Origin of the sequence: Salmonella sp. 32020114201800008SM, assembly GCF_017572025.1 — a bacterium.
GTDB classification, from domain to species: Bacteria; Pseudomonadota; Gammaproteobacteria; order Enterobacterales; family Enterobacteriaceae; genus Salmonella; species Salmonella enterica.
Genome location: NZ_JAGEQM010000001.1, coordinates 47363 through 63970, shown reverse-complemented (window position 1 = coordinate 63970; position 16608 = coordinate 47363). Strand labels below are relative to the sequence as shown.

20 protein-coding genes are annotated in these 16608 nt (G+C 53.3%); 6 read left to right on the top strand and 14 right to left on the bottom strand.

Annotated features, from left to right (window positions below):
• The first annotated feature begins 45 nt into the window (after positions 1-45).
• The gene (locus tag J4613_RS00330) at positions 46-441 is read left to right on the top strand and encodes a lysozyme inhibitor LprI family protein (RefSeq protein ID WP_000821064.1); all 396 of its coding nucleotides are present in this window, start codon (positions 46-48) and stop codon (positions 439-441) included.
• On the opposite strand, the gene rutR is transcribed toward J4613_RS00330, so the two are convergent.
• On the bottom strand, positions 438-1076 hold the full coding sequence (gene rutR / locus J4613_RS00325; RefSeq protein WP_017465801.1) for an HTH-type transcriptional regulator RutR: 639 nt from the start codon (positions 1074-1076) through the stop codon (positions 438-440). The two genes, J4613_RS00330 and rutR, sit on opposite strands and share 4 nt — an antisense overlap.
• Before the next feature lie 136 nt (positions 1077-1212).
• Positions 1213-1380 (bottom strand): general stress protein, encoded by a 168-nt coding sequence (locus J4613_RS00320; RefSeq protein ID WP_001273663.1) that lies wholly within the window; start codon positions 1378-1380, stop codon positions 1213-1215.
• Positions 1381-1764: 384 nt separating this feature from the next.
• On the opposite strand from J4613_RS00320, the gene wrbA reads away from it, so the two are divergent.
• Both wrbA and J4613_RS00310 read left to right on the top strand, forming a co-directional pair.
• Positions 1765-2361 (top strand): NAD(P)H:quinone oxidoreductase, encoded by a 597-nt coding sequence (gene wrbA, locus J4613_RS00315; RefSeq protein WP_001062898.1) that lies wholly within the window; start codon positions 1765-1767, stop codon positions 2359-2361.
• 20 nt (positions 2362-2381) lie between these two features.
• The gene (locus J4613_RS00310; protein WP_001143125.1) at positions 2382-2609 is read left to right on the top strand and encodes a YccJ family protein; all 228 of its coding nucleotides are present in this window, start codon (positions 2382-2384) and stop codon (positions 2607-2609) included.
• A gap of 33 nt (positions 2610-2642) precedes the next feature.
• Here the strand turns inward: J4613_RS00310 and agp are convergent, their stop codons facing one another.
• The 5 genes from agp to J4613_RS00285 form a co-directional block, all read right to left on the bottom strand.
• Positions 2643-3884 (bottom strand): bifunctional glucose-1-phosphatase/inositol phosphatase, encoded by a 1242-nt coding sequence (gene agp / locus J4613_RS00305; protein WP_208293640.1) that lies wholly within the window; start codon positions 3882-3884, stop codon positions 2643-2645.
• Positions 3885-4016: 132 nt separating this feature from the next.
• Positions 4017-4523: a protein disulfide oxidoreductase gene (locus tag J4613_RS00300; RefSeq protein WP_000729208.1), complete on the bottom strand. Its 507-nt coding sequence runs from the start codon at positions 4521-4523 to the stop codon at positions 4017-4019.
• Positions 4513-5136: a DsbA family protein gene (locus J4613_RS00295; protein WP_000876690.1), complete on the bottom strand. Its 624-nt coding sequence runs from the start codon at positions 5134-5136 to the stop codon at positions 4513-4515. Before J4613_RS00295 ends, J4613_RS00300 begins: the two co-directional genes overlap by 11 nt.
• Entirely contained in the window at positions 5133-7019 is a 1887-nt protein-coding gene (locus J4613_RS00290; RefSeq protein ID WP_000972961.1) for a thioredoxin family protein, read from the bottom strand. Before J4613_RS00290 ends, J4613_RS00295 begins: the two co-directional genes overlap by 4 nt.
• A 48-nt stretch (positions 7020-7067) precedes the next feature.
• The gene (locus J4613_RS00285) at positions 7068-7427 is read right to left on the bottom strand and encodes a hypothetical protein (RefSeq protein ID WP_001118897.1); all 360 of its coding nucleotides are present in this window, start codon (positions 7425-7427) and stop codon (positions 7068-7070) included.
• Between the two features lie 235 nt (positions 7428-7662).
• Here J4613_RS00285 and cbpA point away from each other — a divergent pair, with 235 nt between their 5' ends.
• The 3 genes from cbpA to J4613_RS00270 all read left to right on the top strand — a co-directional run bounded on the left by cbpA (position 7663) and on the right by J4613_RS00270 (position 9904).
• Positions 7663-8583, top strand: a complete 921-nt coding sequence (gene cbpA / locus J4613_RS00280; RefSeq protein WP_000420603.1) for a curved DNA-binding protein — start codon at positions 7663-7665, stop codon at positions 8581-8583.
• Positions 8583-8888: a chaperone modulator CbpM gene (gene cbpM / locus J4613_RS00275; RefSeq protein WP_001284251.1), complete on the top strand. Its 306-nt coding sequence runs from the start codon at positions 8583-8585 to the stop codon at positions 8886-8888. The genes cbpA and cbpM overlap by 1 nt, the downstream gene beginning before the upstream one ends.
• Before the next feature lie 653 nt (positions 8889-9541).
• Positions 9542-9904, top strand: coding sequence for an anti-adapter protein IraM (locus J4613_RS00270; protein ID WP_001537781.1), 363 nt, complete (start codon positions 9542-9544; stop codon positions 9902-9904).
• A 407-nt stretch (positions 9905-10311) separates the two neighbouring features.
• Here J4613_RS00270 and J4613_RS00265 read toward each other — a convergent pair whose 3' ends face one another.
• From J4613_RS00265 to hpaD, 7 genes are all read right to left on the bottom strand, one after another.
• Positions 10312-11250, bottom strand: a complete 939-nt coding sequence (locus tag J4613_RS00265; protein ID WP_000976562.1) for an MBL fold metallo-hydrolase — start codon at positions 11248-11250, stop codon at positions 10312-10314.
• A 13-nt stretch (positions 11251-11263) separates the two neighbouring features.
• Entirely contained in the window at positions 11264-12160 is an 897-nt protein-coding gene (gene hpaA, locus J4613_RS00260) for a 4-hydroxyphenylacetate catabolism regulatory protein HpaA (protein WP_000336602.1), read from the bottom strand.
• Between the two features lie 9 nt (positions 12161-12169).
• A complete protein-coding gene (gene hpaX, locus J4613_RS00255) occupies positions 12170-13546 on the bottom strand; it encodes a 4-hydroxyphenylacetate permease (protein ID WP_001285804.1) in 1377 nt (458 codons plus the stop codon).
• A 71-nt stretch (positions 13547-13617) separates the two neighbouring features.
• Entirely contained in the window at positions 13618-14409 is a 792-nt protein-coding gene (gene hpaI / locus J4613_RS00250; protein WP_023261944.1) for a 4-hydroxy-2-oxoheptanedioate aldolase, read from the bottom strand.
• 10 nt (positions 14410-14419) lie between these two features.
• Complete coding sequence (gene hpaH / locus J4613_RS00245; RefSeq protein ID WP_000884795.1) at positions 14420-15223, bottom strand: 2-oxo-hept-4-ene-1,7-dioate hydratase; 804 nt, start codon at positions 15221-15223, stop codon at positions 14420-14422.
• 143 nt (positions 15224-15366) lie between these two features.
• Positions 15367-15747 (bottom strand): 5-carboxymethyl-2-hydroxymuconate Delta-isomerase, encoded by a 381-nt coding sequence (locus J4613_RS00240; RefSeq protein WP_001119849.1) that lies wholly within the window; start codon positions 15745-15747, stop codon positions 15367-15369.
• A 9-nt stretch (positions 15748-15756) separates the two neighbouring features.
• On the bottom strand, positions 15757-16608 hold the full coding sequence (gene hpaD / locus J4613_RS00235; RefSeq protein WP_000516978.1) for a 3,4-dihydroxyphenylacetate 2,3-dioxygenase: 852 nt from the start codon (positions 16606-16608) through the stop codon (positions 15757-15759).

Genomic DNA, 16608 nt, shown 5'->3' with positions numbered 1-16608 from the left:
TAAGGCTCCGTCAATGGAGCCTTTTTACTCGCGTCAGAGGAGCTTATGAAACGAATTTTCCTTACCTGCGCGGCGTTGTTGTTCAGCAGTCAGGCGTTGGCCGATGAGTGTGCCAGCGCCAGTACGCAGCTGGAAATGAACCGCTGCGCCGCCGCGCAATACCAGGCGGCAGATAAAAAGCTGAACGAAACCTATCAAAGCGCGCTTAAGCGTGCGCAACCGCCGCAGCGCGAGCTGTTGCAAAAAGCGCAGGTGGCATGGATTGCCCTGCGGGACGCCGATTGCGCTCTGATTCGCTCAGGTACGGAGGGCGGCAGCGTGCAACCCATGATCGCCAGCCAGTGCCTGACCGATAAAACGAACGAACGCGAAGCGTTTTTAGCCTCGCTGCTGCAATGTGAAGAGGGTGATTTGAGCTGCCCACTGCCGCCAGCCGGTTAACGCACGCGAATCCCTTCAATAATAATGCGCTGAACGCTTTCGACCGTTTGGTTAAAAAAGGCTTCATCGCGAAGCGTCGCGCCGGTTACCGCCTCAACCTGAGGGGCAAAATCGGCGTAATGTTGCGTGGCGGCCCAAATCATGAAGATCAAATGGTGCGGGGAAATGGGCGCCAGTTTCCCGCTGTGCACCCATCCGGCAATCAGCGCGGATTTTTCATCTATCAACGCTTTTAGATCGCCGGTCAGTTCCTCCATTAAGAGCGGCGCGCCCGCCAGCATCTCCATGCAGAAGAGCCGCGACGCCTGCGGATAATCACGCGAAACCTCCAGCTTGAGACAGATATACTCTTTGATGGCCTCCAGAGGGGAAGATTCTGCGCGAAACGCCTTGAGCGGCGCCAACCAGACATCCAGAATCTGTCGCATTACCGCGACATACAGCGCCTCTTTCGAGGGATAATAATAAAGCAGATTGGTTTTGGAGACGCCTGCCCGCTCGGCAACCTGTTCAAGACGCGCGCCATGAATGCCATACTGGGAAAAAACGGCAAGCGCGGCGGTTAAGATAAGCTGCCGTTTTGCACCGGTGGCCTGCGAACGTTTCCCGATTTTTTTCTCTGTGCGTTGCGACATGCGCCCTCTCCTTTTCGTCAGGACGCAAGCATACCAAATCCGGCTTATAAACAAAAAAACCGCCGGAAATCCGGCGGCGGTGGCGCATGACGCTTTTTAGCGCGAAACGCTCAGCGTCTTGCTGTTGTGACGCAGGCTAGCTATTACGGTTACTGCTTTTGCCCCCTTTTTTGCCTGCTTCGGATGCACGCTGCGGGTCATTCTTAAAATTGCCCCCGCTGTGCTGACCACCTTTACGACCTGCTTCTGATGCTCTTTCGCGGTCTTCCGCAAAATTACCGGAACCGCCACGATGGTTTGCCATTACTGACCTCCGTCATAGATTAGACATCATATTGCATAGGTAATGAGGAGTATCTCCTCGCGCCGCGTATGGACGATATCATCAGTAACGCCGCGTAACATTAAGCATAGTGAAAAACGCCGTGGTAGGCCGCTTACCGAAATATTCTGCAACATCAGAAGCCGAATATGCAGAATAATAACAATGAGAAATAAATAAGTTATTCTTATACTTGGAAAAATCAAAGCGCTTAAAAATGTATCATTTTGCAACAAAGGTCGCCAAATTAATTATTGTTATAAATCAAAGAAATGGCGCTGAAATTTGCACTCTTCACAGGAGGGCATATCTTTAAATAGACGTAGCGAATCGCTACACACCTGATTAATCTGAGGAGTAGTACAAATGGCAAAGATTCTGGTGCTCTATTATTCCATGTACGGACACATTGAAACCATGGCGCACGCGGTGGCGGAAGGGGCAAAGAAAGTCGACGGCGCAGAGGTCATTATAAAGCGTGTGCCAGAAACAATGCCGCCTGAAATCTTCGCAAAAGCTGGCGGTAAAACGCAAAACGCACCGGTTGCCACCCCACAGGAGCTGGCGGATTACGATGCCATTATTTTTGGTACGCCAACCCGGTTTGGCAATATGTCAGGCCAGATGCGTACCTTCCTGGATCAAACCGGTGGACTGTGGGCATCCGGCGCGCTATACGGCAAGCTCGGCAGCGTGTTCAGTTCTACCGGAACGGGCGGCGGCCAGGAGCAGACCATCACCTCGACCTGGACTACGCTTGCCCATCATGGGATGGTGATTGTCCCGATAGGCTATGCCGCACAGGAACTGTTTGACGTCTCCCAGGTTCGCGGCGGCACGCCTTACGGCGCAACGACTATCGCCGGAGGCGACGGTTCACGTCAACCAAGCCAGGAGGAACTCTCTATCGCTCGCTATCAGGGGGAATACGTCGCCGGTCTGGCAGTCAAACTCAACGGCTAATCTTCAACAGGAGGATTCGAATGCCAACTCAAGAAGCAAAAGCGCACCGCGTCGGCGAATGGGCAAGCCTGCGTAATACGTCGCCGGAAATTGCCGAAGCCATTTTTGAAGTCGCTCACTATGACGAGAAACTGGCAGAAAAAATATGGGAAGAAGGTAGCGATGAGGTGCTGATCAAAGCCTTTGAGAAAACGGACAAAGACTCGCTCTTCTGGGGCGAACAAATCATCGAACGTAAAAACGTATAACACAAACGCCCCCGCCTGCGCGGGGGCATATGGCTATTTTGCGGCAGTGTTCATGACGTTATCGAACTTATCCAGCGGACAGAAGCCGTTCGCATCCACCGGACATCCTTTCAGTTCCAGGGTTACCCTTTGCGCGGGCGATTTGAGCGTTAACGCTTCCGCGTTACGTAACTGCCGGGAGCTCTGGTAGACATACTCGATTTTCATCAAATCCCGGTTAGCGTTGCCGTCATGCCAGCGTTGGAAGACAAGCTGACCGCCAATCGGCGTTCTCTCATACTGGTCATGGAGCTGATAGGGTTTAAAATCCAACGCCGTCAGCAGCGACGCGATATTGGAATCATGCCCCACCAGCACGGTAACCTTCGGCGCGCTAACGCGATCGGCAACCAGCACCTTATCGATATATTTCACCAGCGGCGCAGCGACATTGCGCGCCACCTTGGGTGAGGTAAACAGGCTGTCCTGATAGCCGTTTTTCAGTTTTGACAGCACCTTCCACTGCCGATCGGTGTGGATCCCGCCCCAGGCGACCTGATCCATCGGAAACCCTTCGTAATATTGCAGGGTAAACGCATCCACCAGCGAGTTCCCTACTTTAAGCGGCCCCTGCACGCCAGGCTCTTGCTGATAGTTCGCGCTGAAGGTATCTTTCGCGTCGATTAGCGAACACTGATGCTTCTCTTTGCAGGACGGCGAGTCCTGATAATGCGTTATCTGCTCAAGCAGTTTATAACTCTCATCAAGATGTAGCTGACTACGCGCCTTTTCCATCGCCTGTACGGCCTGTTGCCGGAACGCGGCGGAATCATCGGTAATTACCGGATTGAAGGTAGGGTCCATAGTGCCCATTTTTTCCTGATGATGAACAGGAATATCACAGCCGGGGAAAGCGCCGGTAATGAAAAATTGCGCGGTGGCGACGGTGCGCTGCAAACTATTCGCATAGGCATATACCTTGTCGGGCGCCGGACATTCTCCCGACGGTATCAGCCCCTGCGCGACCAGCCATTCACGTGTGTAGTGTCCCATATAGACTTCCAGCACGCCACCTTTCGTCGTCAGTTGCCCGCCGGGAACGTCCCACGCCGGCCAGGCGTTCGGCGTCGACTGCGCCAGTACGCTGCCATTATTCGCCAGCGGCGCCCGCAGATTATGGCGGCTCATCATCAGCACCTGTTGTAATTGATAACCCTCCGGCGTTGTCTGCGCCTGTACGGCGGATGACAACAAAACAGCCCCTGCCACAGCAACAGCGAGTAATGATTTTTTCATCCCTATGACCTCTTGTTGTTATCAAATCGTTCTGAGTGTGACAGAAATGGATCATTTTTCCGGGAACGATTTCGCAAAACGGGGGTTTTTCTTACAGTAAACGCGTTAGCGCCGGGAAACCCCGGCGCATATTCAAAACGTTTTTGCCCACCACAGTCGAAGCTTCATGCCCCAGTAGCTGGTCCAGCCGCTGGTGGTGAACACAACCCGACCTTGTGAAACCACCACCAGCGTTGGCGTCACGCTGATTTCCCATCCAGCGGATAAGGCGCCGTTAGCATCATTGATGACCGGGAAGTCAACGCCCTTGCGCGCCAGCCAGCGGGCAACCTCAGCGTCATCGCCGGAGCGGAGCGCAACGGTCATGACGTTTTCCCCTTCCGCCGCCAGGCGAGCGACCGCAGGCGTAGTAAAGCGGCATACCCCGCACCAGCTGGCCCAAAAATAGAGCAGTACGGGGCGTTCTTCGCTCAATGTCGCCAGAGTTGTCGACTCTCCCGTCAGCGTACGTAATGGTGTCGCGGCAAACGCCGGAGGCGCCTGCGGCGCGCGCCAGACGTCCATGACCACCATTATCGCGATGAGGAGCGCCAGAAAAACCGCGGCTTCACGCAGCCAACGCCGCAGTTTAGCCGCCATTGGCAGCCGCCAGTTTTTCTTTCACCACCGCTTCCAGCGTATCCCAGGGCACCGCGCCCGGAATCAGCTCGTCGCCAATGATCGTCGCTGGCGTTCCTTGCACGCCGACCAGCCTTGCCAACTGCAAATTAGTGCGTATCGTTTCCATGCTTTTTTCATCCAGCGTCACTGGCGTAGCCCCTGCTTTCTGCTGGGCCTGTTTAATACTGTCATCCGTATGGTAACCGCGCTTTTGCATGAGTTTTTCATGTAGCGCGAGGAACTGTTGCGGATGCTCGCGCCAGGTGGTCAGCGCAATACGCGCCGCCAGTACGGAACTCTCTCCTTTGAATGGCAGCGGTTTAATAATGACCGCAACGTCAGGATATTTCTGCACAATCTTTTCCAGCATCGGATCGAGCTGTTTGCAGTACGGGCAGTTGTAATCCGTAAAGTTCACCAGCGTCAGCTTAGGGTGTTTAGCGCCTATCCGCGGGCTGGCAGGATCGTTAAACAACGCCGCATGGATCAGATTTTCAATCTGCTTTTCCTGATCGGGCGTAAAAGGAGCGGTTTCTTGCGCGATGCTCAGCGTTGAAAACAGCGCCAGCAGTAAAACAATCATGTATTTCATTGGGTTATTCCTTTCGCTTTTTTCAACGTTTGTAATACCGCATCGCGGGTCAGCAAAGTGGGCAGTGCCTCCCCTTCCGGCAAGCCGGGGCCATATACCTGATTAAACGGCACGGCGACCTGGCCACGCGTTTTCAGAAAATCTGTAATGGCATCGGACGGCAGCGTCCAGTCTCCCCGCAGCGCCACAACATCCGGCTGTTGCAAGGCGGCCTGCACATCCTCTTTTTGCAGGACGTTGTATTTATTCACTTTACAGGTAATACACCAGTCCGCAGTGACATCGACAAATACCCGCTTATGCTGCGCCAGCGCCGACTGGATTGCCTGTTCACTCAACGGTTGCCACTGAACCGTGTCTTGCGCGCTCTTTGACGCAGTGAAGCCGAAATGCGGCAGGAGTAACGTCGCCAGCCAGATAGCCGACCCCAGCATCATCAGACCGAGGATCCTACGCAGGACATTCATCCAACGCCCGGGGCGCGGTAAACGTAGCGCAAGCCCTGGTCGTATCGCGACCAGTAGCCACGGCGCGCTCATTCCCAGGCCAAGCGCAAGGAACAACCCCCACAGCGTCGGCAACGACGCCGTGAGCGCCACCGCGACCGCCGTGCCCAGAAACGGCGCGCTACAAGGCGTCGCCAGCAGCGTGGCGAATGCCCCCTGCCAGAAATGTCCCGACATACCGTTACCGCCGTAAGTGGCCAGTTTCGTGGTCATAGATGAGGGAAGCCTGAACTCAAAAAGCCCGAACAGGCTGGCGCTAAACAACAACATCACCAGCGCCATAAAACCAATAAACCATGCATTCTGGAACTGGACTCCCCAGGCCAGCGCATGGTTTGACAGGCGAAGGAGGGTCATAAACGCCGCCAGCGCCATAAATGACGCAATGATACCGGCGACCGAAGCCAAAAATTGTCGCCTGATGTGAGAGCGGCTTTTTTCCTCTACCAATAAAATAGAGCCAAGTTTCATGCCCAGAACCGGCAGTACGCAAGGCATTAAATTAAGAATCAGCCCGCCGATCAGCGCCATCATTACAACTTGCCAGAAAGGTAGCGCCGCATTGTCCGGCGTTTGCGCTGGCGCAGCGCCAATGGTTTGCGTGCTCTCCTGGGCGATAGCGCCATCGGCTAACACGAGGGTCAGCGATTTGTTGCGCAAATCGGGCGCCTTTTCGCCCCAACTGTCCGTCACCGGCACCGTCGCCTGTAACCTGTCGCCCTCTACGCGCAGGCGAGGCTTCGCAAAATCGACGTCATCTATGGTGTCAAGATAGAGCCCGGGCGATGACCAGCCCGCCGCTCGCGTAGCAGTGACCACCAGTTCTCCCGGGCGATAGCCGACGTCAAGCGAGTCCGTTAGTCCACTGCGGAGCGGAACTTTACCCATCGCCCGCGCATAGTCATGGGCAAAATCGGCATTCTGCACAGTGGGCGTCACGGAAAAGGGGTAATCGGTCAACAGACAAACATTGCTGCAGGTTGATAACGTCAACACACCGCGCAAGGTCGCCGGCGGCGTACCGCGCACGATCATCGGAAAGGTCACCTCGTCGTGATATCCCTGGGTGGTGATATTCGCCACATCAAAGCGCGAGGGGGTTGGCCAGAACCAGCTTACCTCAGGCATGTCGCCTTTCCAGGCGATAGAGGGCGCCACGCCCCCTTCCCCCGGCGCGCGCCAGTAGGTTTTCCAGCCGTTTTCCAGTTTGACATCCAGCAACAGCCGGGTCTCACCGTTAGCGGACGTATCGGCACGTAGCCGTATGCTGGCATGGTCGTTATCGGGCGAACGCAGCCAGCCGCTTTCCGCCGCCCAGGAGACGGGCAGCCAAAGCCATAACAGGCAGAACAGTATCCGCCTGAACAAAATCATCATATTTTTTCTCCGTGAATGAGTAATTAACCGTTAGCAATAACCGGTCTGTCATTCACGGAAGACACAAAATCGTAGATGTACCCGTAATGTGGGCGGCGAAATAGCCCGTGGAGGCGAAAACGGCAGGCGCATGACCCGGACAGGCGCCAGTAAGGAAAGCAGTAGACAAAGCGCAAGGATAGCGCCTTCAAAGAGTACCGGAGGCGCCGCCAGCAGCGACTTGGCGCTTAATTCGCAGGGAGTGACCGGCGAGCCGTCATCTGTCGAGGAGGGAGCGCTGACCACCGCAGCAGAGGCCGCCTGCATCTGCAAGGCGTGCAGGCCCGCCATGCGTTGCGCGGTACAAACCATTACCACGACACATGCAAGGCAAAGAAACCACCAGCCCATCCGTTGTTGTTTCGCCATTGCGCCCTCACTGTTTAACGCGAGTTATCTTAGCCACTGGCGCGGTTTTGGCAACCTTTCCCCTGTAAAGTTATGTCGGCGCGCTGCGCAACCTTCTGATAGTCGAACAACGTAATTTATTCTTACTAATGATATAACTGGTGTTTTCATACGCACTTTTCAGGTTTACCCTACACTTAGTGGAGAAACCTTTTTGGGGTCCCTTCTGTATGTATTGATTTAGCGAGATGATGCTATGGAACTTAAGGATTATTACGCCATTATGGGCGTGAAACCGACGGACGATCTCAAGACGATTAAGACCGCCTATCGCCGACTGGCCCGCAAGTACCATCCAGATGTCAGCAAAGAACCCGATGCCGAAGCCCGTTTCAAAGAGGTTGCTGAAGCATGGGAAGTGCTGAGTGATGAGCAACGGCGCGCCGAGTATGACCAGTTATGGCAACACCGTAACGATCCACAATTTAATCGCCAGTTCCAGCAACACGAAGGCCAGCCGTATAACGCCGAAGATTTTGATGATATTTTCTCGTCTATTTTTGGTCAGCACGGTCGCCATTCGCACCACCGCCACGCCGCACGCGGTCATGATATCGAAATTGAAGTGGCGGTATTCCTGGAAGAAACGCTGGAAGAGCACCAGCGTACGATTAGCTATTCCGTCCCCGTTTATAACGCGTTCGGCCTGGTGGAGCGGGAAATTCCCAAAACATTGAATGTGAAAATCCCGGCTGGCGTCAGCAACGGGCAACGAATCAGACTGAAAGGCCAGGGCACGCCGGGGGAAAACGGCGGACCTAATGGCGATTTATGGCTCGTTATCCATATTGCCCCGCATCCGCTCTTTGATATTGTCAATCAGGATCTGGAAGTCGTCCTTCCGCTTGCCCCATGGGAGGCGGCGCTCGGCGCTAAGGTGTCTGTGCCAACGCTTAAAGAGCGTATTTTGCTGACCATTCCCCCCGGTAGCCAGGCAGGTCAGCGGCTGCGTATCAAAGGAAAAGGATTAGCCAGTAAAAAGCACACTGGCGATCTCTATGCCATCATCAAAATCGTTATGCCGCCGAAACCTGACGAGAAAACAGCTGCCCTGTGGCAACAACTGGCGGACGCGCAGTCGTCCTTTGACCCACGCCAGCAATGGGGGAAAGCATAATGGCTAACATCACTGTCACCTTTACCATCACCGAATTTTGTTTGCACACCGGCGTGACGGAAGAGGAGCTAAACGAAATCGTCGGACTTGGCGTAATTGAGCCTTACGAAGACGATAACGCCGACTGGCAATTCGACGATCGCGCAGCGAGCGTGGTACAACGCGCGCTACGCTTACGTGAGGAGCTGGCGCTCGACTGGCCTGGGATCGCGGTCGCGTTAACGCTGCTGGAAGAGAATTCACGGCTGCGCGAAGAAAACCGGTTACTACTGCAACGCCTTTCTCGCTTTATCTCGCATCCCTAATCCACGATAAAGGCAATAAACCGAGGGTGGGCTTTCTGCCCACCCCGGATTTACATGCACCCGGTATAATACCAGAATGCCTCTGACATACTTCCCCCAACGGAAGAAATATAGCCTTTCACCGCGCACAACCCGATCAACGAACCGCCAATGTCAGCCATTAATGCGCCATTGCGAAGATCATCGTTTAAATAAAGACCAGCCACACGTTCACATTTTTTAGATACGTCGGTTATTTTTACACGTTAGCGATCATTTATTGCCTGAAGAATATATTCTTTCACTGTTTTGTACTCTCTGGTTGATACGTACCTTCTCCCTGTCAATGCCGGGTAAAATGTACCGCTGCGCTTACAGGTTGCGGTATTTATAAATAAGAAATACAACAGTCACTTACAGTTTAATAATTGAGCGTTATAACATCCACTACCGCCCAATATTTACACCACGCCTAAAATACAAAAATGTAATAGAATGTAAACAAAATAAGAGCATAAAATAAATAACTTATTAAAAAATCAATATAAATAGAGTGGTCAATAAAAAACGATCGTTTTCAACGAGTTATGTTTCTCAGATTTTCATCTATCCTGAATAGGCTTGCGGAAAATGTAATTTACACCATTGACTATTTCACTTAAAAGGTTTCTGTAATGGAATGGAAGGTCGTTGATACAGTTATAAGTCCCTCTACCGGAGTGTCGTTCTCATGCATACATAGCCTAAAAAATCTTAGATTGACCTTATGGTATCAGGCAGATGTTTACATGCCTCCAGGTAGCATTATCATCCCCTTTAATAAGGGGGTCTTAATAAACGATAAACTTTATCCCGTTACTGTTTACAACGTTACCAGGTTTAATCCTGTTCTATGGAAATCGCTTAAAGAAAATAGCCACTGTCCTGGTAACTGCAATCCTAAACCAGAAGCCTGCAGTTATCCTTTCGAGTGTCTGGTATCCGTTTGTCCATTTGGTTTAACCAGAAATATTCAAATAGATAATAAGAAAGTTTAGGAAATAAAGTATGCATTAGCCATGCTACTGATTAAGTGTATTCGCGCACGTTTGCAGTATTTTGCAGTTAAATATGTTTGATATAAAAATTGTACAGTTCGGATATTTTTTGACTCGTTTAATCTAACCTTCACTTTGGCAACGAGGAGCCGGTACAGAGGATATTACTGATGGCCGGCAGACAAAGAAACGCATTGCTTTTAACACTGTATAAATTCCATCCGTGACATTCTTATTTAGTGATATTTCACCAGAGCAATCATCTTACCTTTATTGTGCATAAAAATCAGCAAGTAGTGTTTAGAAAAAATAATGTTTTAGACAAAAGCTCTGCGCGTCATGCTGATCGCCAAAAGCATAACGGGCTGACATCATGTCAGCCCGTGGGTTTATCCCTGCTCTGATACCTACGGTACGCTTATCGTCATATTGTCATGACCGACAATGACAGGGCCCGGGTAATTTTTCATGGCTTCCTGTTGCCAGACGTCATCCGCAACCGTCGCAGGCACCAGATGACTTAACACCAGTTTTTTCACGTGGGACTCGCGAGCAATCTTACCGACATCTTCAATCGTGGTGTGATGCGACGCAATCGCTTCAGCCAGCGTTTTTCCGTTGCCAATACTATTAGCCAGTTTTGCTACCGAGGGGACATGTACCGCCTCATGTACCAGGATATCCGCCCCCTGGGCAAACGTTGCAAGCGGCGGAAACCAGGACGTATCGCCAGAGAAGACGATTCGCTTACCCTGGGTATCAAAACGGTAAGCAAACGCTTCACCGTCCGGGAAAGGGGAATGAGGCACTTTCAGCGCGCTTATTGTGACCAGTTCATCTTTATAGATGACGCCCTGGCCAATATCGGTCGCCTTAACCAGGTTGCGCGGATCGGGTTTCCCCTCTTCTTCCATGCGTAGCGTGATATCCCTGTCAAAGACCTTCCAGCTAGCCTTCGTCATCGCCTGGGTTCCCGGCGGGCCATAAACCTGTATGGTATGGTCTTTCAGACCACTCGCCCAGGCATTCATCAGCAAGGAAGGATAATCCAGTATGTGGTCGCTGTGCAGATGGGTGAGCAAAATAGTATTGATGTTGCGCAGTGGAATGCCATTTTTCACCAGTTGCAGACTGGCGCCGTAGCCGGCATCTATCAGCCATATTTTATCGCCGATAGTAAGCGCCGTCGCTTGCGGTAGTCTGGCTGTATTGAGCAAAGAAGGCCCGCCTTTGGTGCCCAGTAAAACAATGTTGATCTCTTGAGGCGCAGGAGTACCGGCAGCAATGGCAAGGTGGCTTTGCGCCAGCATACACACCGCCAGCATAGCGACGCTTTTTTTCATCATGTTTTTACTCTTCTTAGTTGAGAAAAGAGGGAACTTCACGTTGGCGAAACTGCGAAGGAGAACAGCCAGCAAGGCGATTAAAGAAACGGGCAAAATAAGCCGGATCTTTAAAACCTAATTGCCAGGCGATCTCGTTGACAGCATTGTCGGAAAAAAGCAGCAGTCGTTTCGCCTCGCGTAATTGCCGATCAAAAATCAGGCGTTTAGGCGGGCGATTAGCAAAACGTCGGCAAATATCGGTCAAACGAGATTCGGTAATATGCAGCTCGCAGGCATAATCGGGCACCGTCCAGTGCTGATGGAAGTGGTTGTCAATTAACAGGGTAAAGCGCTGAAAAAGTTTCAGTTCACCGCGCATCCCGGTTGCGGCGTGATCGTCCAGCTTCGCATTACGCAACAGCAAGGTAAATACCGCCTGCGCCAGTAGCACCAGGGTATGTTCGCAGCCAGCCAGTTGTTCCGTGGACTCCCGCTCAATTAGCTGCCAGTAATGTTTGAGCGCCGCCAGCTCGTTGGGTTTATCCGCCAGCGACAGGCAGATTCCCGGCAGGCCAAAGGCCTCTCTGGTGCCGGGATAAAGCACTTCCAGCAGCGGCCAAACCAGCTCTTCGCGTACCGTCAGAACATGGCCATCGCTATCCGATTCGGTAATAAAAGCATGCGGCACCGAGGGCGGCGTAAGCACAAATAGCGGCGCCTGCACCGAATAGCGATGATCGTCGAGCTGTAGCTCAATCTGCCCGGTATCAAGAAAGTGCATTTGAAAAAACTGGTCGTGGCGATGCGCCTGCATATCACGACCAAAGAAATCCGCCATACGAGCAAACGACTGATAATGCACATCGTTACTGCCCATGCTTTCGTCATACTCTTTGCTGATATCAATATTGGCGATCGCACGTTGGCACATAGTTTCTCCTCAAGGGGTGGCGCGCGGACGCGATGCTTTCATGGGAATAAGCCAGATAATGGCGGCGCCGACGACTAACAGAGAAGCGACAAACCAGAGTCCGCTATTGAAGCTACCGGTGATATCTTTTAGCCAGCCAATCATAAACGGGCTGAGCGCGGAGCCAATATTGCCGGTGGCATTGATGACCGCAATGCCTATCGCCCTGGCGCGTAAACTGATCGACTGATCCGGCGTGGTCCAGAAGATCGCCATCGCGCTAAAGGAACCCGTGGATGCCATCACGATCCCCAGGAGCTGGATCAGGTTATGGTCGGTCGCCGACGCCAGCAGCCAGCCCGCGGCGGCAAACAGGAACGGCAACGCCGTGTGATGTTTACGCTCCTGATGTTTGTCCGAATGGCGGCTCCAGTAAATCATGCCCAGAATAGTACAAATCTGCGGGATCGCCGCCAGCAGGCCGATGGTGATATTGCTGCTGCCTTCATTAAAACTTTTCAGGATTTGCGGCGTCCAGATACTAATGGCGCTAAGCGTATTGGTAAGGCAAAAATAGGCCAGCGTATACATCAGTACAATTGGCGTGAATACTTCGCGCCACAGACTACGCTGCTGCATGGCGTTATGGCTGATGGCCCCCTCCGGCTGAACCAGCGTCAGGCGGTCACTATCCATCATCTCCTGCAAACATTTTTTATCCTCTGCCGTCAGCCATTTGGCTTTTGCCGGGGTATCATCTAGGTAAAACCAGACCATAATGCCTAACAAAACTGACGGAAATCCCTCCAACAGGAATAACCACTGCCATCCATGCAGATTGAATATGCCGTCCAGCGATAAAATATAGCCGGAGACAATCGACCCCAACGCGGTAGTGGCCGGCATGGCAATCATAAATAATGCGTTGGCGCGGGCGCGGAAAAATGCCGGGAACCAGTAGGTTAAATAGAGCAATATTCCTGGCAAAAAGCCCGCTTCGGTAATGCCCACCAGCATTCGCAGCACATACAGGCTTTTCGGTCCCACCGCGAACATCGTGGCGGTAGATGCAATGCCCCATAGCACCATAATGGTCGCAATCCAGCGGCGGGCGCCGACGATGCTCAACATCACGTTGCTGGGAATGCCGAAAATGACGTAGGTAGCGTAAAACAGCGTCGTGGCAAGACCAAACATGGTGGCGCTTAACCCCAGATCCTGCCCCATCGTCAACCCGGCAAAACCGATGTTGATACGGTCTAAAAACGAGAAGATAAACAACACGAATAAAAATACGATCAGTCGGCGGAACAGTTTATTTATGACGGTTTGTTGACCCGTGCTGAGCGCGTTGTGCGAACTGACAGACTCGGGGCTTTCCGGAAGTGCAGATGATGTGTCGCTCATTTTTTTTCCTCTGATGGGAATTTTGTAGGGTACTACGGTTGCCCGGTAGCGCTGCGCTTACGGGGCCAGGCTTAATAGACGCCGGACGCACCGGACAGGTTTTTTTCTACGCCAAAGCGCGCCGCCAGCGCCTCCGCTCCGCGCGCCAGCAGCGTAGTGTCAACGCCGACGGCGACAAATAGCGCCCCCAGTTCCAGATAACGTTTCGCCAGTGCTTCATTGGCCATCAGAATCCCCGGCGCTTTCCCCGCCGCGCGTATCTGCACGATGGCGTTCTCAATCGCCGCCTGCACTTCCGGGTGCTGCGGATTGCCGGCAAAGCCCATATCGGCGCTGAGATCCGCCGGACCAATAAACACGCCGTCAATGCCATCCACGTCGAGAATTGACGCCAGATTGCTCATCGCCTCACGCGTTTCAATCTGCACCAGTACGCACATGCCGTCGTTGGCCTGGTGGAGATAGTCCGGAATGCGGTTCCAGCGCGATGCCCGCGCCAACGCGCTGCCCACGCCGCGAATACCAGCAGGCGGATAACGCGTAGCCGCCACGGCGTTTCGCGCTTCATCGGCATTCTGCACCATCGGTATCAGCAGCGTTTGCGCGCCGACGTCGAGCAGTTGCTTAATCTGTACCGGATCGTTCCATGACGGACGCACCACCGGCTGGCTGGGATAAGGCGCAATCGCCTGCAACTGGGTCAACACCGTCTGCACGTTGTTTGGCGCGTGTTCACCGTCGATCAGTAGCCAGTCGAAGCCGGCGCCCGCTAACAGTTCAGCGCTGTAACTGTTGGCAAGCCCCAGCCACAAACCGATTTGCGGACGCCCCGCTTTTAACGCGTCTTTGAAAGCATTTTTCATCGTTTTTTCCTTACACAAACCGGCAACTGATCGCGCCCATGTTGCCGTAATCGACATGGAAGGTGTCGCCCTTGCGCGCCGGCACCGGGCGGGTGAACGAGCCGCCGAGGATGATCTGCCCGGCTTCAAGCTGGACATCGTAGGGGGCAAGCTTGTTCGCCAGCCACGCCACGCCGTTGGCCGGATGATTCAGCACGCCTGCGGCGACGCCGGTTTCTTCGATCACGCCGTTGCGATAGAGCAGCGCGGAAATCCAGCGCAGATCCAGCTCGTCTGGTTTGATGGGACGACCACCGAGGATCACCCCGGCGTTGGCGGCGTTGTCGGAAATGGTGTCGAACACTTTGCGCGGGCGCTGGGTTTCCGGGTCGATGTTGTGGCTGCGGGCGTCAATCAGTTCCAGCGCCGGAATCACATAATCCGTGGCGTTGTAGACGTCGAACAGCGTGCAGTGAGGGCCGCGCAGCGGTTTCGCCAGCACAAACGCCAGCTCCACTTCAATACGCGGGACGATAAAACGGTCGGTGGGGATATCGCCGCCGTCATGGAAGAACATATCGTCAAGCAGCGCGCCGTAATCCGGTTCGCTGATTTGCGAGCTGGCCTGCATCGCTTTTGAGGTCAGGCCGATTTTGTGGCCTTTGAGCGTGCGCCCTTCGGCGATCTTGATATTGACCCATTCACGCTGTACGGCATATGCATCTTCAATAGTGATGTTGGGATAATCCAGCGACACTGCGCGAATCTGTTCACGCTGTTTTTCAGCCTGATTAAGTCGCTGAGCGATCAGGGTATGGGTCTGTTTATCGAGCATAGTTGCTTCCTGTTACGTCATTCGGTGCTGCTGCGCCGGGTGGCGACGCGGGTGCGTCTTACCCGGCCTACGGTTCGGTATTGCTTCGTGCATCGTTTTTTTGTAGGCCCGGTAAGCGCAGCGCCACCGGGCGAAAGAGTGTGCTATTTAAATAACGCGTGTACGTTGTTTTGTTTGTAATTGAGCGTCGGATGTAACTCGGCAATCTCAAACGACAGCGCCAGATAGCGGTTCTCCATCAGGTCGGCGAAGTGGGCTTTAATCAGCCCAAACAGCATTTCGCCGACTTCCTGACGGCTCTCCAGGCTGCGCCCGGCACCGATTTTCAGCGTCATATGCACAAACGCGTAATCATGCTTACCGTCAGCCATCTGCCAGGTATCCAGCCAGTGGGCGCGACTGCGGATACCGCCGATGGGGAAAATCCCGCTGGCGGCCAGCGCCTCGTTTACCTTGCTGAACAGGCCGGGTAAATCAGCCTGCTCGCGAATATTTTCAGTACATTCAGCAATAAAGTGCGGCATAAACACCCCTTACGCAGGCAGCGGGAAAACAGCGTTCACCTGGCCAGTACCGGAGCTGGCGAACAGGTCGGTGATGAACTCCACCTTGCCGTCGTATTTGTCCCAACCCAGCATTCCCAGCAGCATGACCGTGTCGTGCATGTTGCCTTCGCCGTAGCAGTAGTCGGCGTACTCCGGCAACATGGTGCAAAACTCCTTGAATTTGCCTTCGCGCCACAACTTGACCACGCGCTCATCCATTTGATGATCGAACTCGCGGGTGTAGCTGTTCATCCCCTCTTCCGCCCGTTGGTCGTCAATAAAACGGTGCGACAGAGAACCACTGGCGAATACCGCTACGGTACCGTCATATTTCTCAATCGCCTTGAGAATGGCTTCGCCCAGTCTGCGACTGTCGGCAAAGTCATGAACAGTACAGAACGCCGAGATGGAGACCACTTTGAAGTGCTTGTCGCTGTTCATGTAGCGCATCGGCACCAGCGTGCCATACTCCAGCTTCAGGCTCGGGATGTTGTGCGCTTTGGCGCGCACGCCCAGTTTGACCGCCTCGTCGGCGATCAGATGGCCGAGCTCCGGATTACCGTCATAGTCATAGGTCATGTCGCGAATAAAGTGCGGCAATTCGTTGCTGGTATAGACGCCCTGGAAATGGTCGGCACAATTAATGTGATAAGCGCTATTCACCAGCCAGTGGGTGTCGAATACGATAATGGTGTCAACGCCCATTTCGCGGCAACGCTTGCCAATTTCAATATGCCCATCAATGGCTGCCTGACGGCAACCGTGGTTTTTTCCCGGCAGTTCAGAAAGATACATCGACGGCACGTGGGTAATTTTTGCTGCTAACGCTAACTTGCCCAT